This is a genomic window from Flavobacterium plurextorum, assembly GCF_024638035.1.
Taxonomy (GTDB): domain Bacteria; phylum Bacteroidota; class Bacteroidia; order Flavobacteriales; family Flavobacteriaceae; genus Flavobacterium; species Flavobacterium plurextorum.
Genome location: NZ_CP100442.1, coordinates 5,492,260 through 5,513,405, shown reverse-complemented (window position 1 = coordinate 5,513,405; position 21,146 = coordinate 5,492,260). Strand labels below are relative to the sequence as shown.

Annotated in this window: 16 protein-coding genes and 3 tRNA genes; 10 read left to right on the top strand and 9 right to left on the bottom strand. The window is 33.2% G+C overall.

Features of this window, described 5'->3' with window-relative positions:
- Window positions 1-124: 124 nt before the first annotated feature.
- The 4 genes from NLG42_RS23890 to NLG42_RS23875 all read left to right on the top strand — a co-directional run bounded on the left by NLG42_RS23890 (window position 125) and on the right by NLG42_RS23875 (window position 5,252).
- A complete protein-coding gene (locus NLG42_RS23890; protein WP_257682622.1) occupies window positions 125-1,453 on the top strand; it encodes a sialate O-acetylesterase in 1,329 nt (442 codons plus the stop codon).
- Window positions 1,454-1,687: 234 nt separating this feature from the next.
- Window positions 1,688-2,254, top strand: coding sequence for an HdeD family acid-resistance protein (locus NLG42_RS23885; protein WP_089052948.1), 567 nt, complete (start codon window positions 1,688-1,690; stop codon window positions 2,252-2,254).
- A 170-nt stretch (window positions 2,255-2,424) separates the two neighbouring features.
- Window positions 2,425-3,381 carry an aldo/keto reductase gene (locus tag NLG42_RS23880; RefSeq protein ID WP_099719490.1) on the top strand — a complete coding sequence of 319 codons (957 nt, stop codon included), beginning with the start codon at window positions 2,425-2,427 and terminating at the stop codon, window positions 3,379-3,381.
- 800 nt (window positions 3,382-4,181) lie between these two features.
- A complete protein-coding gene (locus NLG42_RS23875; RefSeq protein WP_089056225.1) occupies window positions 4,182-5,252 on the top strand; it encodes an outer membrane beta-barrel protein in 1,071 nt (356 codons plus the stop codon).
- A gap of 325 nt (window positions 5,253-5,577) precedes the next feature.
- Here NLG42_RS23875 and NLG42_RS23870 read toward each other — a convergent pair whose 3' ends face one another.
- From NLG42_RS23870 to NLG42_RS23850, 5 genes are all read right to left on the bottom strand, one after another.
- A complete protein-coding gene (locus NLG42_RS23870; RefSeq protein ID WP_089056224.1) occupies window positions 5,578-6,483 on the bottom strand; it encodes an N-acetylmuramoyl-L-alanine amidase in 906 nt (301 codons plus the stop codon).
- A gap of 33 nt (window positions 6,484-6,516) precedes the next feature.
- Entirely contained in the window at window positions 6,517-7,083 is a 567-nt protein-coding gene (locus tag NLG42_RS23865) for a hypothetical protein (protein WP_089056223.1), read from the bottom strand.
- A gap of 42 nt (window positions 7,084-7,125) precedes the next feature.
- On the bottom strand, window positions 7,126-8,436 hold the full coding sequence (gene rimO, locus NLG42_RS23860; protein ID WP_257682621.1) for a 30S ribosomal protein S12 methylthiotransferase RimO: 1,311 nt from the start codon (window positions 8,434-8,436) through the stop codon (window positions 7,126-7,128).
- Window positions 8,437-8,637: 201 nt separating this feature from the next.
- Window positions 8,638-10,143 carry an OmpP1/FadL family transporter gene (locus NLG42_RS23855; RefSeq protein WP_257682620.1) on the bottom strand — a complete coding sequence of 502 codons (1,506 nt, stop codon included), beginning with the start codon at window positions 10,141-10,143 and terminating at the stop codon, window positions 8,638-8,640.
- 47 nt (window positions 10,144-10,190) lie between these two features.
- The gene (locus NLG42_RS23850) at window positions 10,191-11,195 is read right to left on the bottom strand and encodes a hypothetical protein (protein WP_257682619.1); all 1,005 of its coding nucleotides are present in this window, start codon (window positions 11,193-11,195) and stop codon (window positions 10,191-10,193) included.
- 101 nt (window positions 11,196-11,296) lie between these two features.
- Here NLG42_RS23850 and proS point away from each other — a divergent pair, with 101 nt between their 5' ends.
- The 5 genes from proS to rpsT all read left to right on the top strand — a co-directional run bounded on the left by proS (window position 11,297) and on the right by rpsT (window position 13,559).
- Window positions 11,297-12,775, top strand: coding sequence for a proline--tRNA ligase (gene proS, locus NLG42_RS23845; protein WP_257682618.1), 1,479 nt, complete (start codon window positions 11,297-11,299; stop codon window positions 12,773-12,775).
- Window positions 12,776-12,855: 80 nt separating this feature from the next.
- A tRNA-Glu gene (locus tag NLG42_RS23840) sits at window positions 12,856-12,927 on the top strand.
- Window positions 12,928-12,966: 39 nt separating this feature from the next.
- Window positions 12,967-13,038, top strand: a tRNA-Glu gene (locus tag NLG42_RS23835).
- A gap of 44 nt (window positions 13,039-13,082) precedes the next feature.
- Window positions 13,083-13,154 (top strand) — tRNA-Glu (locus NLG42_RS23830).
- Window positions 13,155-13,307: 153 nt separating this feature from the next.
- Complete coding sequence (gene rpsT / locus NLG42_RS23825) at window positions 13,308-13,559, top strand: 30S ribosomal protein S20 (RefSeq protein WP_089052957.1); 252 nt, start codon at window positions 13,308-13,310, stop codon at window positions 13,557-13,559.
- 167 nt (window positions 13,560-13,726) lie between these two features.
- Here the strand turns inward: rpsT and NLG42_RS23820 are convergent, their stop codons facing one another.
- Window positions 13,727-14,143, bottom strand: a complete 417-nt coding sequence (locus tag NLG42_RS23820; protein ID WP_089056218.1) for a response regulator — start codon at window positions 14,141-14,143, stop codon at window positions 13,727-13,729.
- Window positions 14,144-14,149: 6 nt separating this feature from the next.
- Window positions 14,150-15,805: a PAS domain-containing sensor histidine kinase gene (locus tag NLG42_RS23815; RefSeq protein ID WP_233207056.1), complete on the bottom strand. Its 1,656-nt coding sequence runs from the start codon at window positions 15,803-15,805 to the stop codon at window positions 14,150-14,152.
- A gap of 222 nt (window positions 15,806-16,027) precedes the next feature.
- Between NLG42_RS23815 and typA the strand changes: the two genes are divergently transcribed.
- The gene (gene typA, locus NLG42_RS23810; protein ID WP_089056216.1) at window positions 16,028-17,824 is read left to right on the top strand and encodes a translational GTPase TypA; all 1,797 of its coding nucleotides are present in this window, start codon (window positions 16,028-16,030) and stop codon (window positions 17,822-17,824) included.
- Between the two features lie 122 nt (window positions 17,825-17,946).
- Here typA and NLG42_RS23805 read toward each other — a convergent pair whose 3' ends face one another.
- On the bottom strand, window positions 17,947-20,292 hold the full coding sequence (locus tag NLG42_RS23805; protein ID WP_257682617.1) for a T9SS type B sorting domain-containing protein: 2,346 nt from the start codon (window positions 20,290-20,292) through the stop codon (window positions 17,947-17,949).
- 15 nt (window positions 20,293-20,307) lie between these two features.
- Complete coding sequence (locus NLG42_RS23800) at window positions 20,308-21,144, bottom strand: ABC transporter permease (RefSeq protein ID WP_099719484.1); 837 nt, start codon at window positions 21,142-21,144, stop codon at window positions 20,308-20,310.
- Window positions 21,145-21,146 lie beyond the last annotated feature (2 nt).

Here is a 21,146-nt window from a genome sequence, read left to right as displayed (position 1 = left end):
AATAGTTAATCGATAAAGATAGCCTCTAAATTTTGTAAATCAAAAGAATACTTTTAAGAATGATAAAATATGTAAATCAATTTAGTTTTATAAGTTTGTTTCATTTTAGATGATTCCCAATATTATGATGACAAACGTTACACTACCAAATATTTTTGGTGATAATATGGTTTTACAGCGCAGTTCAGAAATAAAAATTTGGGGCTGGGCAAATCCGAAAGAAGAAATCAAATTGGTTTCGAGTTGGAATAATCGAGAGTATAAAACTGTTGCTGATAATCAGGCTAAATGGGAACTTTATATTAAAACACCCGAAGCTGGCGGACCTTTTACAATTTCAATAAAAGGTTATAGTGAAGTTGTTTTAAAAAATATTTTGATTGGTGAAGTCTGGCTTTGTTCAGGACAATCAAATATGGAAATGTCTGTAAATTGGGGAATCGATGACGGCGAGGAAGAAGCACAGAATGCCGCAAATAAAAATATCCGTTTTTATACTGTTCCAAAATCAACAGCCGCAACTCCGCAGTATAATTTATCCGGAAATTGGGTTGAATCGACTCCAGAAACCATGAGAAATTTTAGTGCTATCGGTTATTTCTTTGCTAAACGCTTGCAGGAAGATTTAAAAAATATTCCAATCGGATTGATTTCTTCAAATTGGGGAGGAACTCCTGCCGAGATTTGGATGCCGGAAGAAGTCGTGCAGAATGATCCAATTTTATTGGAAAACGCTAAGAAATTAAATCAGCAAGAATACGATCCACATTTGCCTGGACGCGCTTACAATGCAATGATTCATCCTTTTACAGGATTTAAAATTGCAGGAACGCTTTGGTATCAAGGAGAATCAAATGTTGGTTCTTTGGTTTATGATAAGACATTATCAGCTTTGATTGATTCTTGGAGAAAGAAATGGAATGACGAATTTCCTTTTTACTTCGTACAAATCACTCCTTTTAAATCAGGAGCAAATAACTTTTCTAATGTTATAATTAGAAATTCTCAAAGAAAAATTCTAAAAGAAGTTTCGAAAACGGGAATGGTTCTGACTTCTGACATTTCAGATGTAATTGATATTCATCCAAAAAATAAAAAAGAAGTTGGAATCCGCTTGGCAAATTTAGCCTTGGCTGAAACGTATAAAATCAATTCGGATTTAGTTAACGGGCCGCTTTTTAAAGAAATTAAAATGGAGAAAAATACAATAGAAGTTTTTTTTGACTATGCTGAAGGGTTGTATTTCAAGAATGAAAATTCGAAACAATTTGAAGTCGCTGATGCTGATGGAGTTTTCTATTTTGCCGAAGCATCAATTAAAAACAATCAAGTTGTTTTGGTATGCAAAAAAGTGGAGAGTCCTATGAAAGCGAGGTTTGCTTGGGGAAATACAATACAATCTGACCTGTTTAATGAAGCAAATCTGCCAGCTTCTTGTTTTATTACAGAGTAGAAGAAATTTAAAGGTTTTTTGCAGATTTAAGGAATTAGAATGAATTCGTTGTTTGTTTTTTGAAAGCTATGATGAAGTTGAAACTGGCAGTGAATTATACTTATTTGTCAGTTTTTTATTTATATCTTTGAGAAACAACGATATAAGAAAATCTGAAAAGTAGTTTTTATAGCGTTGATTTTTAAAGGTAAGCTGAAAACTTTATAGAGTAGGCACGATTTTAAAAGTATACTTATGGAAAATTCTTTATTTAAAAAAGTAAAAAAAGCTATTGATTACTGGTATATTCCTTTATTGGTAGGATTACTGTTTGTTGGAATCGGAATTTGGTCATTTATGACACCGTTGGCAGCTTATTTAACTCTTGCATTTCTTTTTAGTGTTTCGTTTTTGGGAAGCGGAATTTTTGAAATCATTTTTGCTCTTTCAAACAGAAAGAAAATTGACAATTGGGGATGGACATTAGCATCAGGGATTATAGGTTTAGTAGTGGGAATATTGTTGGTTATTAATCCGCTGATTTCAATTACTCTGCTGCCGCTTTATGTGGGTTTTGTAATTCTATTTCGTTCTATAATGGCTATAGTTATTGCTTTTAATTTAAAGAGTTATGCAGTTTCTGATTGGGGAAATCTTTTGATTCTAGGAATACTCGGAACTATATTTTCGTTTGTGTTATTATGGAATCCTGTTTTTGCCGGGCTTTCTTTAGTGTATTGGACAGCTTTTGCTTTTATTGCTCTTGGAATTTTTTATATTTATTTTTCTTTCAAATTAAAGAGAATACACGATATGCATTAAGAAAATCTTAATTCTTAAGGATAAAACAAACGCGACAGATTTTTGTAAATCTGTCGCGTTTGTTTTTTGAGTCGAAATAAAAAAATAAGTATCTTTCGATGGTTAAACTTAAAAGGGTTTAAAAGTTTTTTAAGTTTATTTGATAGAATTTTTAATTTCAATTTTGAATAATGAAATACAACAGATGTGGAAAAAGCGGTTTATTGCTGCCTGAAATTTCCTTAGGATTATGGCATAACTTTGGGTCGGTAGATAATTTTGAAAATGCTGAAAGCATCGCCGTAGAAGCTTTCGATAAAGGAATTACACACTATGATTTGGCTAATAATTACGGACCGGTTCCGGGTTCTGCTGAAACAAATTTTGGTAAAATTTTGTGGCATAACTTTCAAGGGAATTTGCGTGATGAGATTATCATTTCGACAAAAGCAGGTTATACGATGTGGGATGGACCTTATGGTGATTGGGGGTCTAGAAAATATTTGTTGTCAAGTTTAGATCAAAGTTTGAAAAGGATGAAAGTTGATTATGTAGATATTTTTTATTCGCATCGTCCAGATCCTGAAACACCAATTGAAGAAACAATGATGGCGCTTGATTATGCTGTAAGGAGCGGGAAAGCACTTTATGTTGGAATTAGTAATTATTCGGCAGAGCAAACTCGTGCAGCGGTCGATGTTTTAAAGCAATTAGGCACACCATGTTTAATTCATCAAACAAAATACTCCATGTTAGAACGCTGGGTTGAAAATGGATTGTTGGATGTTTTAGAAGAGAAAGGAGTAGGCTGTATTGCATTTTCACCTTTGGCACAAGGACTTTTAACGGACAAATATTTAAACGGAATCCCTGAAAATTCTAGAGCCCACAATCCAAACGGACATTTGAAGGAAGATGAGGTTACACAGGAACGTATTCAAAAACTGATCCAATTAAATGAAATTGCTAAAAACAGAAATCAATCTTTGGCACAGATGGCATTGGCTTGGCTGCAAAAAGACAAACGAATTACGTCTGTTTTGATTGGTGCGAGTTCAGTAAAACAATTAAACAATAATATAGATTGTTTGCAAAAATTAGAATTTACATCTGATGAATTGAATGCCATTGAAAAAATACTAGCATAGAAAAATATTTAATTTAGATAAAAGTAAAACGCACTGCAATAGCAGTGCGTTTTTGGTTATTGGTATAATATGATCTACTTTGTTTAATTGTATTTCCGTTGTTGCTGTTTAAGTTTTGAAGACTTTTCGTTTTAATACTGTTTCTGTTTTTTGCAGAGACAAAGAGCATGGAATAAAATGGAGTGAAATTTAAATAAGTATAATAGCTAAGAATAAAGTTGTTTTTTGCGATGTGAAAACCTGTTCAAATCTTGGACAGGTTTTTTGTTTTTAAAGGAGATTTGGTCTTTTAAAAGTGTTTTTTTTAAGTATTAAAGTCTTTTGATTTTGTAGGAATTTTTACGATTTGTTTTTGATCTATTGTGTTGTTTTATAAAAATGACTTTTTATTCTTGTTTTTGATTATTTTTTGAACACCCCTATTTTTTAATGGGTATAATTGCTTTTTTGTGTTTAAAATTGTTGTTTTTTGTGTTTAATTTTTAATGTTTTTGATTTTTGCTATTGTTTTTTCGTTGTAATTTGTGAAATGTGGTTGTTGAATTTTTAAAAACGAAACCTTATAAATGTCAAATAATGATTATTGATGTTTTAATTTTTGTAATCCGTAATTCTTCGTTTAAAAAGCCAAAAAAGTAGTTTTCAATTATTCTACTCATACAAAAGTTAATAAATTCGCTAATGAAAATGAGGAGGTTTTAGAGGCAGATTCAGGGTTTTAAAAATGACTTATACTATTAAATAGATATATAAAAGATTAACTAACCAAAATCAATTAATAACTAAAAACCAATTAACACATGAAAAAAGTATTTTACATTTTAGCCGCGACGTTAACGAGTTCTTTTGCTTTTGCCCAAGATGATGAAACGAAAACTTCGCCGGCAACAACTTGGGGAGGGTCTGCAGATGCTTACTATAAATATGATTTTTCGAAACAAATGAACGGATTAACGAGCTTTACCAACTCACAGGATTCGTTTGAATTAGGAATGGCGTCGATAGAGGCGGGGCATACATTTGGAAAAGCTTCTGTTTTTGTCGACTTAGGATTTGGAAAAAGAGCAGGAGAGTTCTCCTACAATGAAACAACTGATAAAGATATAACAGCAAAATTTTTGATAAAACAATTGTTTTTTACTTACCAAATCACAGATAAATTTAAAGTGGTAGCAGGTAGTTTTGGAACTCATATTGGATACGAAGTTTTAGATGCTGTCGATAATAAAAACTACAGTATGTCTTATGCTTTTTCTTATGGTCCATTTTTTAATACTGGTGTAAAAGCACAATATACTTCAGGAAAGTTTACAGCGATGTTTGGTATAACAAATCCTACTGATTTTAAATCGGCAATGGACGCAGGTTCTACTCAAAAAACTTATATAGGCCAATTGGGTTATATTGGTGAAACTGGAAGTGCTTATTTGAATTTTACTTCAGGAAGCAGTAATCCATCTTCTTTAGAGAATAAAACACAATTTGATTTTGTTGCGTCAAAAACAATAAGTGACAGCTTTGGACTTGGGTTTAATGCAACTTACGCTAAAACTACAAATGATATTTCAAGTGTAGATGATGGTGAGTGGTTTTCTTTAGTAGGTTATGCAAACTATGCATTTTCTCCATCATTACTTTTAGCTTATAGAATGGAATATTTTGATGCGAAAAGTGCTGCTCCAAGTTTGGGAACTCTTACAGGATCAAATGTTTTTGCTAATACTGCTTCTTTAAATTATAAAGTTGGAAAACTAACTATTATTCCAGAGATAAGATACGATGCTGCGTCAGAGGATATCTTTTTAGATAAAGATGCTGCTCCAACTGGCGGATCATTCTACGCTCTCCTTGCAACAACATACTCTTTCTAGAGATAAAGATTGATATTTTTTTTTTTTTTTGGAGCTGTCGAAACATATTAATGTTTTGGCAGCTTTTTTATTTGGATGTCTTTCCCTTTTACTGCAGATCAAAGAATTGAAAAAGTTGTACATGCTTTATTTGATGTTTTATCGCAGTACGTTAATTATAAGTAATTAAGAAAGTACATAGTATGAGGACTTCTAATCTGTATTTAAACTCATTTTTAAGTTTTGCTAATTGTTTTAATGCTGGCGAATAATGACGAATAAAAGAAATAAAAAAAGCGCATTTCTAAAATTGTAGAAATGCGCTTTTGTATTTTGTGAATACTATTTATTGAACTTGTTTTTTATAAATCGAATAAATAGTGTCTATTGTTTTTCGGTCTAAAGTGGCAGTCACATCAGTTTGGATATAATGCAGTTTAAATGCCATAATAGCCGCCGAAAGATTTTTAGTATTATATCCTATTATTCTTAGTGCAGGCTCTATTTTAAAGTCAAAAGGGGCTTCTTCTAATACAGCATCCGGCCAAATTCCAAAACCTTTTTCAGCTAAAGTTTTCCAAGGAAACAATGCACTTGGGTCTTGTTTTCTGCCAGGAGCAATATCTGCATGTCCTAATATGTTTTGAGTTGGAATATTGTAATCTTTTTTAAGCTTTGTTAAAAGAGCAACTAAACTGCTAATTTGAGCTTCCGTAAACGGTTTGAATCCATTGTTGTCAAGTTCGATCCCAATTGAAGTCGAATTCAAATCAGTATTTTTCCCCCAAGTAGCATTTCCTGCGTGCCAAGCTCTTAAATAATCGTTTAGCATTTGAACTACTTTTCCGTTTTCAGAAATAATATAGTGTGCGCTTACTTGTGTTTTAACTTTTGTAAACGTATTTATCGTTTGCTGAAGTGAATCTTGAGCAGTGTGATGAATAATAATAAAGCTGGGTTTTCTTAAATTGAAGTTTACCGTACCAACCCATTCTGTATTTATTCCATTTTGTAAAGCAGTAGATCCGGTTTTTGATAAAGTATCTTTAATGATGCCTAGTTGAGCAGCATACGAAGTATCAATGATTACGGGTGTTATTGGCGGAATAGATTGTGGTTCCTTGCTTGTAATTTGATTCTCCAGTGTTTTAAGCTGTTGATCATAAACTTTTTCGGTATTCTTGTATGGGTTTGTTGAGCAAGAAGTAATTATAATTGCTAAAAATAGATAACAAAAATGTTTTTTTGCCATGGTTAGTTGCATTTTATGATGAAGGATGAGCAATTATTCTTGCGCTTTTTCTACAGGTTTATCTTCTTCTTTTTCTTTGTTATCTTTTGAATCTTTTTTCTTTTTTGATTTAGAAGGTTTTTTGATCTCTTTAAAGTTTTCCATGAAAGTAGTGTACTTTGTAACTTGATCAGGATTTAAAAAAGCAGCTATTTTTTTATTTGTACTGTCTCTTAAAGCTTTTATTTGTTCAATCTTTACATCTTGACTGCTGCTTTCATTTTTTAAAAGAATACCTTGCTCTCTCATACTGTCTGCTAAAACATTTGTTATTGCAATTACTTGCAATTCATCTAAGTTAACAGCTGGTTTCATTTGCTCAACAATTAGTGAAGCAGTTTCTTCTACAGGAACTTCTTTAGGTTTGCTTGGGGTGCTTTGTGGACCTTGCATCATACTTCTGTCCATTCCCATTCCGCCGCCTCGTCCGTAGCCATTTCCATAACCGTTTCCGTAACCATTTCCATAGCCATTATTATATCCGTTTCCGTATTGAGCTGAAACAGAATTGAAACAGAATATGGTGAAAACCAAAAGAAATAAAGATTGTGTAGGTTTCATATAAAAAGGTTTTATCTAAAATTGATAATTATTTAGGTAAATTTAAGCAGGTTCTCCGTATAAATCAAATTCTGTAGCTTCAATTATGCGTATATTAACAAATTCTCCTGTTTTTACATAATGTTTAGATGCATCTATTAAAACTTCATTGTCAACATCAGGGCTGTCAAATTCCGTTCTTCCTACAAAATGTGCACCTTCTTTTCTGTCGATAATACATTTATAAACTTGTCCTACTTTTTCTTGATTTAAATCCCATGAAATTTGAGACTGTAATTCCATAATTTCATTAGCTCTTGCTTGTTTCACGTCGTCTGGAACATCATCTTCTAATAAATATGCATGCGTGTTTTCTTCATGAGAATAAGCAAAACATCCCATTCTGTCAAATTTCATTTCCTGAACAAAACCTTTCAAAATTTCAAAATCTTCCTGAGTTTCACCTGGATATCCAACGATTAAAGTTGTTCTAATTGCCATTCCTGGAACAGCAGCTCTGAAATCTTTTAATAATTGAGTTGTTTTAGCTTGTGTTGTACCACGACGCATTGATTTTAAAATAGAATCTGAAATATGCTGTAATGGAATATCAATATAATTACAAATTTTAGGTTCGCGTTTCATTAATTCCAAAACATCCATCGGGAAACCAGTAGGATAAGCATAATGCAAACGAATCCATTCAATGCCTTCAACTTTTGCCAATTCTTCTAATAATTCGGCAAGATTTCTCTTTTTGTAAAGGTCTAAACCGTAATATGTTAAGTCTTGAGCGATTAGTATTAATTCTTTAACGCCATTTTTTGCTAAACCTTGTGCTTCTTTAACTAATTTTTCAATTGGTTGTGAAATATGTGATCCACGCATCAGCGGAATAGCACAAAAACTGCAAGGTCTGTCGCAGCCTTCGGCAATTTTTAAATATGCATAATTTTTAGGAGTTGTTGTTAATCTTTCCCCTAATAATTCATGTTTATAATCGGCTCCTAAAGCTTTTAACAGCTGAGGTAATTCAGTTGTGCCAAAATATTGATCTACATTCGGGATTTCTTTTTCTAAATCTGGTCTGTAACGTTCCGATAAACATCCAGTTACAAAAACTTTATCAACTAATCCTTTGTCTTTTTTATCAGCATATTCCAAAATCATATTAACTGATTCTGCTTTTGCATTATCAATAAACCCGCAAGTGTTAATTACAATAATGTTTCCTTCATCCTTAGTGGCTTCATGAGTAACTTCTTTACCGTTTGCACGAAGTTGTCCCATAAGCACTTCACTATCATATACATTTTTTGAACACCCAAGAGTGATTACGTTAATTTTGTTCTTTTTTAAAGACTTGGTTCTCATACTTTTATAAATTGGAGTGCAAAATTACACTTTTTTATTCAAACAGCGCTTGTTTCAGTTCTATTTAGGTGTTTTTTGTGAAGCGAATTGCGCTTTATGCTGTGTTTTTTCCTGTTGAAATAGGCTTCTTTTGTCTGAAGTAAAAAAAAATCCGTCAAGCAATAACCTGACGGAAGTTTTATTATTCGGTTTATTTTTAAATTACAATTCAAATAATAAAGTTAATGTGACATTGTTAAGTTTTGATGTGATGTTGGCGCCATCAGTAAAACCTTTCGAAAAGAAACCTTGGTTTGATTTTCTTTCAGCATAAGAATAAGCTAAGTCTAATTTTGTGCCTCCAAAATTATAACCTAATCCACCAGAATAACTGTTTAAATCTCCAATAGTAGTTTTGTTTTTATAAGGGCTTCCTTCGTATCTGTATCCGCCTCTTAAGCTCAATTGGTTTATTTTGTATTCAGCTCCAACTCTTAATTCTCCATTATTAGTCAGCTGATTGCTGATTTCATTATTTACACCTCTAAAGCCTGGATCGTTAGTAGGTTTGTATTTTGTGTTTCCATAATCTTTAATAGCATAATCAACACTGATTAAACCTGATTTTCCGAATATATACGCTGCACTAAAAGTTGTTTTGCCAGGAGTTTGTAAAGTGTATGATTCGTAAACATTGATGATTTTAGGATTTATATCTGCGTACTTCTCAGGTCCATTTGCAGCTTGTGTAGTAGTGTGAAGACTTTGAGAAACTTCATCATAAAGTTCGTACCAAGTATTTGATTCGTAGGCTAATCCAAGTCTGAAAGAATCAGTTACTTTAGCAATTGCACCAAGTTGAAAAGAGAATCCATTTCCGTATGTGTAAAGTTCGTTGTTGAAACGCAGATTAGAAATTGTTTCAGTAGGTTCTAATGGGTTTGAATTGTCTTCGTAAAAGCTGCTCGATCTTCTATAATCAGTAATATGTGCGTTTAAATTTGCTCCAAAATAAATACGATCCTTGTAAGAAGTTGAAATGTTGAAACTTAATTTACTGTTGTATCCTCTAGCGTAAATTTCGTTTTCGTGATAGTAGTTTCCGCCTGCAGGAACATTAGAAGTGTATTGAGTATTGTTTTTGTCTAATGGATTTACAGGGTTTATGACAAAACCATAATACCCAAAATAGGCTTGCTGCTCATCGTAAAACTGATTTTTATAAGGTATTCCAGTGATGTCTCCTAGTGGAATTCCGTTTGCATAAGTTAGAAAATAGTTGTCTATAGAATTAGTTGGATTTGTTCCAGCTGAGAAAACATTGTTGTTGAAATTGTTAGTGTTTTCATAGGTTGCTCCAATGGCAATTTTTTTCCAATTGTTGTTTGGGTTTCTGTCATTAAAAACAAAGATCGCGCCCACTTGATTTAGGATAAATGAATTGTCTTTGTCTGAAGTTTGAGTTCCAAAGTAATTAGAGTTGTTTTTAATATTTTGATTGCTAAAAGTTACTCCCATCTGGTTGTTTATGAAAATAGCAGATCCCGCAGGGTTAACGCTAATAGAAGATAAGTCGCCTCCTAAAGCTCCAAATGCCCCGCTCATTGCTCTAAATCGCGCTGTTCCAGTTAAGTTGTCTTGTGAAAAGCGTAAAGCGTCAGAAACTTCCTGAGAATGTAAGATACTGGCAGCTAGTCCTGTAATTAATAGGAAAAATATTTTTTTCATTTTGGTACGTTTTTGTGTGATTTTAGATTGGTAAAAGGAGAAGGAGGTTATCTTCTTCCTCCTCCGCCTCCGCCATAAGATCTTCCGCCACCGCCACCGCCGCCAGATGATCTCATGCTTCCGCCACTGCTGTTCATTGAACGCGATGGGCTAGGAGAGTAAGTTCTAGATGGGCTGCTATTGGTGTTGTTGTAGCTTCTATTGGTTGTAGAGCTTGATCTTCTGTTTGAATAATCATAGCTGTTACTTTGTCCTTGTGTTGTACTTCTTCTATTTGTAAACGTTGGGCTTGTAGTGTAGTTTCTACCGTTTGTACTAGAGCTTCTTCTGTAGTCAGAATAGCCGTTTGTTCTGTTTGTGTAGTTTCTGTCTGTTGTATAGCTTCTGTTGTTATAACTTCGGTTGTTGAAACTTCTGTCAGTATAATTTCTGTTTGAAGAATAGTTTCTTCCGGATGAAAAATCTCTGTTTGAGCTATAGTTTCTGCCGCTTCCGTAGTATGCTGCAGAACCTCTTCTTCCGTAATTATAAGAATAGTTTCCGTAATAACGTGGTCCCCAATATCCAGGGTAACCCCATCCAGGATAGCCCCATCCAGGTCCCCAGTATCCTGGGTAGCCCCAAGCGTAACCTGGGTATCCCCAGTATCCGCCATAGTATGGATATCCAAAACCAAAACCAAATCCAAGTGACCATGTTGGGTCAGAATATACATTTACAGAAACTTCAGATGGACTGCTTCCCCATGCTGGATAAACATTTGCGGCAACTTGTGTGCTGTCGTTTTGAGAGTAGTTTCCGTAGCTGTCTACATCTGTAAAGATTTCCGTAGGCTGGTTGTCGTCTTGAAGAGATCTGAAATAATCTTTGTATTGGTTGTTTGCGTTAGATGTGTTTGTTTGAACGTATCTAGTACTGGAATTACCATAGACTCCGTCATTATCATTATAAGATGTGTTTTGGTAAGAACCACATGACGCAAGCAGAAAACTCAATAGTCCAATTAAGTAAAAATGACTTGAGTTTTGACGTAGAGTAATATAAGTTTTCATATCTGTGGTGTTTTTTATTGTTGCACATTACAAAAATAGTTAGTTTTGTCAAACTATTTAGTTAAAATAATTAAAACAAAATTTGTGCCAAACTATATAATATGAGTAAGAACCTCACTACAAGATCAGAAGATTATTCGAAATGGTATAACGAGCTGGTTGTGAAAGCGGATCTAGCTGAAAATTCAGGAGTTAGAGGCTGTATGGTAATCAAACCATACGGTTATGCGATTTGGGAAAAAATGCAGGCTGAGTTAGATCGAATGTTTAAGGAAACAGGACATCAAAATGCTTACTTTCCTCTGTTTGTTCCTAAAAGCATGTTTGAGGCTGAGGAAAAAAATGCAGAAGGATTTGCAAAAGAATGTGCTATTGTTACGCATTATAGATTAAAGAATGATCCTGATAAACCAGGGAAATTAATGGTTGATCCAAATGCTAAATTAGAAGAAGAACTTATTGTTCGTCCTACGAGTGAAGCAATTATTTGGTCTACATATAAAGGATGGGTGCAATCTTATAGAGATTTACCGTTGTTAATTAATCAGTGGGCAAATGTAGTTCGCTGGGAAATGCGTACGCGTTTGTTTTTGAGAACTGCAGAGTTTTTGTGGCAGGAAGGGCATACGGCTCATGCGACAAAAGAAGAAGCTCTAGAAGAATCTGAGAAAATGATGAATGTTTATGCTGATTTTGCTGAAAACTTCATGGCAATTCCAGTTGTAAAAGGTTTTAAAACCGAAACAGAGCGTTTTGCAGGTGCGGATGAAACATATTGCATTGAAGCATTGATGCAGGATGGAAAAGCTTTACAAGCTGGAACGTCTCACTTTTTGGGACAGAATTTTGCGAAAGCTTTTGATGTAAAGTTTGCAAATGCCGAAGGAAAGCAAGAACACGTGTGGGGAACTTCTTGGGGGGTTTCTACTCGTTTGATGGGGGCTTTGGTTATGACGCATTCAGATGATCAAGGATTAGTGCTTCCTCCTAATTTAGCACCAATACAAGTGGTGATTGTTCCAATTCACAAAACAGATGAGCAGTTGGCTGAAATTACAGCGGCAGTTAATGAGTTAACGGCTAAGTTAAGAAAGCTTAAGATTTCTGTGAAATATGATGATAGAACAACTCAAAAACCTGGATTTAAATTTGCAGAGTGGGAGTTGAAAGGTGTTCCGGTAAGAATTGCAGTTGGTCCGAAAGATTTAGAAAACGGAACTTTTGAAGTTGCAAGACGTGATAACTTGACAAAAGAAGTTGTTGCTGGTGAAAAAATTGTTGAGTACGTAAATGACTTGCTTGAGCAGATTCAAACGGATTTATTTAATAAGGCATTAGAGTATCGAAATACTCATATTACGGAAGTAAATAGTTTTGAGGAATTTAAAGAAGTTTTAGAAGGAAAAGGAGGATTTGTTTCTGCTCATTGGGATGGTACTGCAGCGACCGAAGAGAAGATAAAAGATTTGACAAAAGCGACGATTCGTTGTATTCCTTTAGACGCTGTTGAAGAGGGGGGAGTCTGTGTGTTTACTGGTAATCCATCTTCGAAAAGAGTGCTTTTTGCTAAGGCGTATTAAAAAAAAATAAAAATTTTTGCATCAGCTATTGTGCAACTAAAAAATAGATGTATCTTTGCATCCGCATTAGAGAAATACATGGTCCGTTCGTCTATCGGTTAGGACGCCAGGTTTTCATCCTGGTAAGGGGGGTTCGATTCCCCCACGGACTACTTTTTTTTCTGCGAATAAGTTATTTAACTTGATGTATTGGTCCGTTCGTCTATCGGTTAGGACGCCAGGTTTTCATCCTGGTAAGGGGGGTTCGATTCCCCCACGGACTACAATTTCAATTTGTTTTAAATTGAAGAAAACTTAGAAGAGAGCTGGTCTGTTCGTCTAGGGGTTAGGACTCCAGGCTTTCGTCCTGGTAACAGGGGTTCGATTCCCTTACAGACTACAAAATTAGTTGTAAATAAGTTTTGTAAAATGAAAATTGGTGTCTCGGTTTTTGTTTTATTAGTTAAAACCAAAGTGATTGTTTTGCAATTGTGGGAGGTTTTTCTTTTTTAACTAGTATTTATAATAATTATTACATCTAAAATTAAAAAAAATGGCAAATCATAAGTCAGCATTAAAAAGAATCAGAAGTAACGAAAAAAGAAGAGTTCTTAACAGATATCAACACAAAACTACTCGTAACGCTATTAAAGCATTAAGATTAGCTACTGATAAATCTGATGCTACTGCAAAATTATCAACTGTAATTTCTATGATTGATAAATTAGCTAAAAAGAACATCATTCATGATAATAAAGCTTCTAACTTGAAGTCTAAATTAACGAAACATGTTGCTAAATTGTAATTAATTACAATTTCCTAAATATTAAAAAAGTCCTCTTTTAGAGGACTTTTTTGTTGTTTAAAAATGAAAATCTTAAATTCAGTTTTTACTTGAATGTTGAATTTTTGAATTTCATACTTTTTAAATATGTTTTTTGTTGGATCTTAGGGGTTAGTAGTGGTAAGGATTTAAGCGATGTCTATTTTCTTTTTGAGATATTCTAACATGGCTAGGGTAATTGGTTTCGAAAGGAAATCGATTATTATAGGGTATTTTTTAGCTTTGGCTAAATCGTCAGGATCAATTGTAGAGGATAGTACTATGACTTTTGCGCTGTTGAATTCTTTATAGTCAGCCGAAATAAAATGATCTAGAAATTCCCATCCGCTCATTACAGGCATGTTTAAATCTAAAAAAATCAATTCTGGTTTTTTATTTACTTTATTTTTATTGTTGGTGTATTTTAAGGTATTGAAATGGAGTAGTGCTTCTTCACCATTTTGAGCAGTGATAATTTCATGTGAAAATGATGATTTTGAAATTACTTTTTTGCATAACATTAATGTAATTGGGTCGTCGTCAATGCATAAAATTTGCTCAAGCATGATGTTTTAGTTTTTAAATGTTATCGTAAATGTTGTGCCTTTGTTAACTTCGCTTTCAATACTAATCGTTCCTCCCATGGTTTCTACTTGAGATTTTACAAGATATAAGCCTAATCCTTTACTGTCTGGATAGTTGTGAAATCTCTGGTAAAGGCCAAAAACCTTATCGCGATTTCGGTCTAGATCTATTCCAATTCCATTGTCTTTAAAGGTTAATGTAACTTGTTGATCAATTTGTTCTGCAGTTATTGATATTTTTAGTTTACGGTTTTCAGACTTGTATTTTATTGAGTTCGTAAGCAGGTTAAGTAAAATACTTTCGATGTAAGCTTTGTTTGTATTTAGTAAAGGAACTTTTTCGAATTTCAATTTAATAATTGGCTTGTGTAATTCAATTTGAAAAGAAAGTTGACTGAAGACATTTTCAAAAACTTCTTTTAATGAAACTTCTTCTTTTTGCATAGAAGGATTGTCTTTTATGATTATGACTTTTACTAAATCATTAATAGTCTCGTTTAATAAATGAGTTGATTTTGTGAAGCCTCCTAAAATCTCTTGAAGTTCAATGTTTTCAATAGGAATATCTTCGATAAGATTTAAAAGTCCGATTAAGTTAGATAATGGAGCTCGTAAATTATGTGATGTAATGTACGAGAATTGTTTTAAGTCTTTATTATTCTGAGTTAATTCGCGAATTAAATGTTCTTTTTCAGTTTCCAATGTCTTCTCGTCGGTAATATCTCTTTGAATAGAAATCCAGTGTGATATTAAGCCTTCATTGTTGAAAATTGGAATCATAGAGAAGCGTACCCAGTATTCTTCTTTTTTCTTAGTATAACTGATTGTCTCTATCAAGCATTCTTCTTCATTTTTTATGGCTCTTAAGAGTTTTTTTAGTTCATCTGAGTCTGATTTTGGTCCTTTGAAAATATTTGGAGATTTTCCTATTATTTCATTTGATTGGTAGCCAGACATTTGAGAGAAAGCTGGATTAACGTAAACTATTTTTGGTATTTTTCGATCGACAGAATTGGCTTCGGTAATTAAAATTGAATCTTTTGATTGTGTGATTACAGTTTCTAAAAGTTTTAATCGCTGTTCTTCTTCTTTTTGTTTAGTGATATCTTGTATGGCACCAATCATTCTGATGGCTCTTCCGTTTTCATCTTTTAGTAAAAAACCTCTGTCTAAAACATACTTGTAGCTTCCGTCAGCGCATCTAAAACGGTATTGATCCTGCCATTTTTCTGTTTTTTGTTCAATAAAAGAGTATAATTTAATAGACATTCTAATGCTGTCTTCAGGATGAATTTTGTCAAACCACCATTTTGAAGTTTTTCCAACTTCTTCAGGGTTATATCCAAAAACGCCTTCAATTCCTTTGTTCCAATTTATACTGTCTTCTTGTATTTTCCAATCCCAAATAGTATCGCTTGTTGCTTTTGCAACGATATCATATTTTTCGTTAGATTCTTTAATTTCTTGATTTGTTTTTTTTAATTTTTTAAAAATAGAAATATTTCTATTTTCATTTTTGGTAAGTATGTATTTGAAAATAAGTCCTGTAGTAAGGATAAGAAAAATGTCCTTTAAATAAAATAAATAAGAATATTTTGACTGAAAAAAGTATTTAATGAGTAGGTTATGGCACACTGTTGCCATAATTAGTGATATGATAACGTAAACAAGAGTAATTAGGAGAGTTTTACTTTTCATTACTCAAATATAGTTAAATTAACCATAACTAAACAATAAGTAAAGTTCATTTTGATGCCTAATTTAACATTGATTTAATGAACTAATTACTTGTATATACGCAAACTATCACAGAAACGTTTTTTTTTAGAAAATAAAGTGTACTTTTGCACCCATTAAAAAACACAAATGGAATCTATTAGAAATATTGCAATTATTGCCCACGTCGATCACGGTAAGACCACTTTGGTTGATAAAATTATGTATCACTGTCAATTATTTCGTGACAACGAAAATACAGGTGATTTAATTCTTGATAATAACGATTTAGAGCGTGAGAGAGGTATTACTATTACTTCTAAAAACGTTTCTGTTCAATATAAAGGAACAAAAATCAATATTATCGATACTCCTGGCCACGCGGATTTTGGAGGTGAAGTAGAACGTGTATTGAACATGGCCGATGGTGTATGTTTATTAGTGGATGCCTTTGAGGGGCCAATGCCGCAAACTCGTTTTGTATTACAAAAAGCTATCGATTTAGGTTTGAAGCCTTGTGTAGTTATCAATAAAGTTGATAAAGAAAACTGTACTCCTGAAGAAGTTCATGAAAAAGTTTTTGACTTAATGTTTGAATTAGGTGCTACAGAAGAGCAGTTAGATTTCCCAACTGTTTACGGTTCTGCTAAAAACAACTGGATGTCTGACGATTGGAAAAACCAAACAGAAAACATTGAGCCTTTATTAGACATGGTTATTGCTAATGTACCAGCTCCTAAAGTTTCTGAAGGTACTCCTCAAATGTTAATTACATCTTTAGATTTCTCTGCTTTTACTGGGCGTATTGCTATTGGTCGTTTAGAAAGAGGTATTTTGAAAGAAGGTATGGCAATATCTTTAGTAAAGAGAGATGGTACTGTTACAAAATCAAGAATCAAAGAATTACATACTTTTGAAGGTCTTGGACGTAAAAAAGTTGCAGAAGTAATTGCAGGTGATATTTGTGCTGTAGTTGGTATTGAAGGTTTTGAAATTGGTGATACTATTGCTGATAACGAAAACCCTGAAGGTTTAGCTTCTATTGCTATTGATGAGCCTACAATGAGTATGTTGTTTACAATTAATGATTCACCTTTCTTTGGTAAAGAAGGTAAATTTGTAACTTCTCGTCATATTAGAGAAAGATTGACAAAAGAATTAGAGAAAAACTTAGCTATGAAGTTAGGTGAAACTGATTCTGCAGATAAATTCATGGTTTTTGGTCGTGGAGTACTTCACTTATCTGTTCTTATTGAAACAATGAGAAGAGAAGGTTATGAGTTACAAATTGGTCAGCCGCAAGTTATTATCAAAGAAATTGATGGTAAAAAATGTGAGCCAATTGAGGAATTAACAATCGATTTACCAGAAAATCTTTCAGGTAGAGCAGTTGAATTCGTAACAGTTCGTAAAGGTGAAATGTTAAGTATGGAGACTAAAGGCGAGCGTATGATCATTAAATTTAATATTCCTTCTCGTGGAATTATTGGTTTAAGAAATCAATTGCTTACAGCTACGGCTGGTGAAGCTATTATGTCACACCGTTTTATTGGATATGAGCCTTACAAAGGAGAAATTTCTGGACGTAACAAAGGTTCATTGATTTCTATGGAAAAAGGAAAAGCTATTCCTTATTCTATCGATAAATTACAAGATCGTGGTAAGTTTTTTGTTGAACCAAATGCTGAAATTTACGAAGGTCAGGTAATTGGAGAAAACTCACGTGGTGATGATATGTGTGTAAACGTAACTAAGGAGAAAAAACAATCTAACGTTCGTTCATCTGGAAATGATGAAAAAGCTAGAATTATCCCTCCAATTATTTTCTCTCTTGAAGAAGCTTTAGAGTATATTCAAAAAGATGAGTACGTAGAGGTTACACCAAAATCTATTCGTTTAAGAAAAATCTATTTGACTGAAACTGATAGAAAAAGATTTAAAGTTTAGTAATTTTAAATTTCAATATAAAAAATCCCAAATTCCATTATGGAGTTTGGGATTTTCTTTATGGTCTAAATCCGAATTTTAAGCAATTTGAATTCGGAATTTAAGTAATGGATTTTAATATTTTATCTTTTTAAAGTAAAGTGGCCTTTCACGCTTTTGCCGTTTACAAAAGTCAAAGTAAACCAGTAATCATCAGATGGAAGCTGCTGGCCATTAAAAATTCCATTCCATCCAATGCTGTTTTGATTCATTTCTTTTAGTAATTTTCCGTAGCGATCAAAAAAATAAATTTTAAAATTAGGAAGATGTTCGATGTCATTGATAAACCATAAATCATTATATCCGTCTCCGTTTGGTGTGAAAAATCTTGGATAATCTAATACATATATAGTAATATTGCTTGATAATCCGCAGCCATTTTTGTCTCTGGCAACAGCATTATAAGTGCCGGCAGCTACTCTGGTAAATAACGGATCATCTTGAAACGTAACACCGTCTAATGAGAATTCGTAGTCTCCAACTCCAGTATATTCTAACAAAACTGAATTATCGTTTCCTGAAAAATCTTTTACAGTCGCTCCTGTCAATGTTGCAGGTTCTGATAAAATAACTTTGAAGGTTTTAGTTCTTTTACAGCCATTTGCATTTGTTACAGTTACAGCGTAATCTCCCGGAGCAGTAACAGTTAATGAATTTGTGGTGTTTCCCGGTGCCGTATTCCAAGAATAACTGCTAAAACCAGAATCTACAGTTAGTGTCACATCACTATTTTTACATAGAAAAATAGATTCATTTTCAAAATTTGGCGGGTCAAATGTGTTTACCACAAGAGGAACTGGAATAATGTCGTAACAATCTGGTCCATTTACAACTCTGCCATAAATAGTTTGATTGAATGCAGTTGTGTTTTTAAAAATATTTGGCAGCTGATTTGTTTCTGTTACAGCATCATTTGCGGTTGCATAGTAATTAACTGTTAGTCCAGCCATAAGACCAAGCTGTTGTGTAACATCTCTATCTAAATCAAATTGATAAAATCCATCTTGAATTTGATCTTGGTCACAAATGCTTATTGGATTTGGATCAGCCATAGATGTATTTGCAATCTCTAAAGTTACTTCGGCAATTTTAGAACAGCCAAATTGATTTTCAAGACGGGCGTAAACAATTTGATTTGGTGCATTATTTACATATCGGTTTGGTACTGCAATTTTATTTGTTTTGTTCTGAGCATCAGTCAGTGTTTCATAAAAGCCTTCATTTAAAATCGAAGCAACATTATTTTTTACAATATTGTTTACTTTGCTTAAATCAAAAATCGAAATCCCGTCTGTATTATCATCACATTGCAGTAAAGAGGTATCTGTTGACTGGATTTCTGAAGCATAGTCTATTTTTATCTCTCCAGATAATATGCACGTTGTACTTATTACAGTGGCTTCAACTACATAATTTCCTGCGTCTGTAACTTCATAAGTTGAACCCGAACCTAAAGTAATAGCAGGATTGTCTTTTTTATACCATTTAAAAGTATAATCAGCGGCTGATAGTTTACTGTCTAAAGTAATTCTTTCTCCAAAACAGGCAGGATTATTATTTGCAATTGTGCGATCTTCGCCAAGAACAATTTTAGAAGCAAAACTTCCTGCTTCAAGGAAAATTGCTGAAGTTTGATATCTAACGTCAGCATCGCCTATTACAAGTTTTACATGATATTTTTTTCCTGCAGTTACTATACTGCTAGCAGTCATTACGACAGTTTGTCCAGCAAAATTTATTGGACTTGTATTTGTATTTCGCCCGTTAAAGTAACTTTCATTTGAAGCTGCACAACCAGGATAACTAATGCCTCCAACACTTGATCCCGGATCAATTTTTGGATGAATATTTACAGAAGAAACCGGCGTATTTGTATTAGGTATTACTGCTAAATTTTTATAAGGATCAGCAGTTCCAGCTTCTTTGATTAAGAAAGCAAATCCATCAGAATATCTGCATGGAAAATCATATTGATATTCATTAGAAGCAAAAATATAATTAAAGCTCAAGGAACTTGTGTTCGCAATAAAATCGAATTCCAGAACCGTTGTATTTATTGAATTAATACCAAGTGTTTGATCCAAATCGGTGTCACGACCCCATGAAATACTATCATCAGAACCATCATTTGGGTTACTAACAAAGGGGCCGATTGCACTTTGAGCTGTTGAAGTGGCTAAAACGATTCCTTCTCTAAAAGGGAAACTGCTTCCGTTACTGTTAAAATAAGCAAAACTCTGTTTTCCAAGTCTAAAAGTATCGCCGCGACCTGTCGAATTCGAGGCATTGGCACAAGAACTATTAATTAAGATATTTTCAATTAACTGTGTTGGTGTTTTTGTGTCGTCAATAGTGATTACCTGCGCATTCATCTTTGCAGATAAACAGCATAAAAATAGAATAAATAAAAAACGTTTTACTGGAATCATAGTATAACAAATATACTATAAATCTCGATTTTTTAATAGTTTGTAAGAAAAGTATATAAACAAGAAAGTCCAGATTAAAACAATCAATATCGAAGTATAACTTACGCTATAATCTTTAACATCATTTACGCCCATTTGAGCTCCGATATTTTTGATAACTGAAAGTCTTGAAAAGGGTTCTATAATTAAATTTGACATCGCTTCCAGCGGGAAAAACTTCATTATAGTATATCCTGTTGTGCTTTCAGGAAATAGTTTGAAAACTAATAAACCTTTTGCGATACCTTCAAGAATACTCCAGACTAATAAAAATCCCAAAGCAAATGCAGATCGTTTTACCAAGATTCCTAAAAACAAACAGAAAGAAAAGAATCCAACTAGTTTTACAAAAAAGGCAAGCAAATAATCTAAATCCATGAAAATGACATCAAATTCAGTGTACGATGAAAAACTTAATCCAAGCAATAAACTCATTACAAAAACAAAAATGGTAGAGCATAATGCAAAAAGTACAACCGTAAGAAACTTAGATAAAATGAACTCTTTTTTGCTTAAACCATCAATTAAGTTTTGTTTCAATGTACCGTAGCTGTATTCATTTGCCATCATTGAAACAATTACAATAGCTAGAAAAAATTTCAGCCATGCTGCGATATAAGTGTTAAAATGCCAGATAAAAGGAAAGTTAAAGATTCCCATTTCTGCCAAATGAAATTTAAAAACACCTAAGTCAAATTTTATAGATGCAATTAATGCTATAAATGAAAGAAGGATAAAATAAGTTAAAGTAAGAATTTTGCTGGCTTTGTTTTTCCAGATTTTCTGTAATTCTATAGAGACAAGTCTGTTCATGG

Coding starts and splice junctions, on each gene's coding strand:
- rpsT (WP_089052957.1), top strand. CDS start 13,308: ATGGCAAATCATAAGTCAGCATTAAAAAGAATCAGAAGTAACGAAAAA.
- NLG42_RS23850 (WP_257682619.1), bottom strand. CDS start 11,195: ATGAAAACTTATATTACTCTACGTCAAAACTCAAGTCATTTTTACTTA.
- proS (WP_257682618.1), top strand. CDS start 11,297: ATGAGTAAGAACCTCACTACAAGATCAGAAGATTATTCGAAATGGTAT.
- NLG42_RS23820 (WP_089056218.1), bottom strand. CDS start 14,143: ATGCTTGAGCAAATTTTATGCATTGACGACGACCCAATTACATTAATG.
- NLG42_RS23865 (WP_089056223.1), bottom strand. CDS start 7,083: ATGAAACCTACACAATCTTTATTTCTTTTGGTTTTCACCATATTCTGT.
- NLG42_RS23815 (WP_233207056.1), bottom strand. CDS start 15,805: ATGGCAACAGTGTGCCATAACCTACTCATTAAATACTTTTTTCAGTCA.
- rimO (WP_257682621.1), bottom strand. CDS start 8,436: ATGAGAACCAAGTCTTTAAAAAAGAACAAAATTAACGTAATCACTCTT.
- NLG42_RS23870 (WP_089056224.1), bottom strand. CDS start 6,483: ATGGCAAAAAAACATTTTTGTTATCTATTTTTAGCAATTATAATTACT.
- NLG42_RS23805 (WP_257682617.1), bottom strand. CDS start 20,292: ATGATTCCAGTAAAACGTTTTTTATTTATTCTATTTTTATGCTGTTTA.
- NLG42_RS23800 (WP_099719484.1), bottom strand. CDS start 21,144: ATGAACAGACTTGTCTCTATAGAATTACAGAAAATCTGGAAAAACAAA.
- NLG42_RS23855 (WP_257682620.1), bottom strand. CDS start 10,143: ATGAAAAAAATATTTTTCCTATTAATTACAGGACTAGCTGCCAGTATC.
- typA (WP_089056216.1), top strand. CDS start 16,028: ATGGAATCTATTAGAAATATTGCAATTATTGCCCACGTCGATCACGGT.
- NLG42_RS23875 (WP_089056225.1), top strand. CDS start 4,182: ATGAAAAAAGTATTTTACATTTTAGCCGCGACGTTAACGAGTTCTTTT.
- NLG42_RS23880 (WP_099719490.1), top strand. CDS start 2,425: ATGAAATACAACAGATGTGGAAAAAGCGGTTTATTGCTGCCTGAAATT.
- NLG42_RS23885 (WP_089052948.1), top strand. CDS start 1,688: ATGGAAAATTCTTTATTTAAAAAAGTAAAAAAAGCTATTGATTACTGG.
- NLG42_RS23890 (WP_257682622.1), top strand. CDS start 125: ATGATGACAAACGTTACACTACCAAATATTTTTGGTGATAATATGGTT.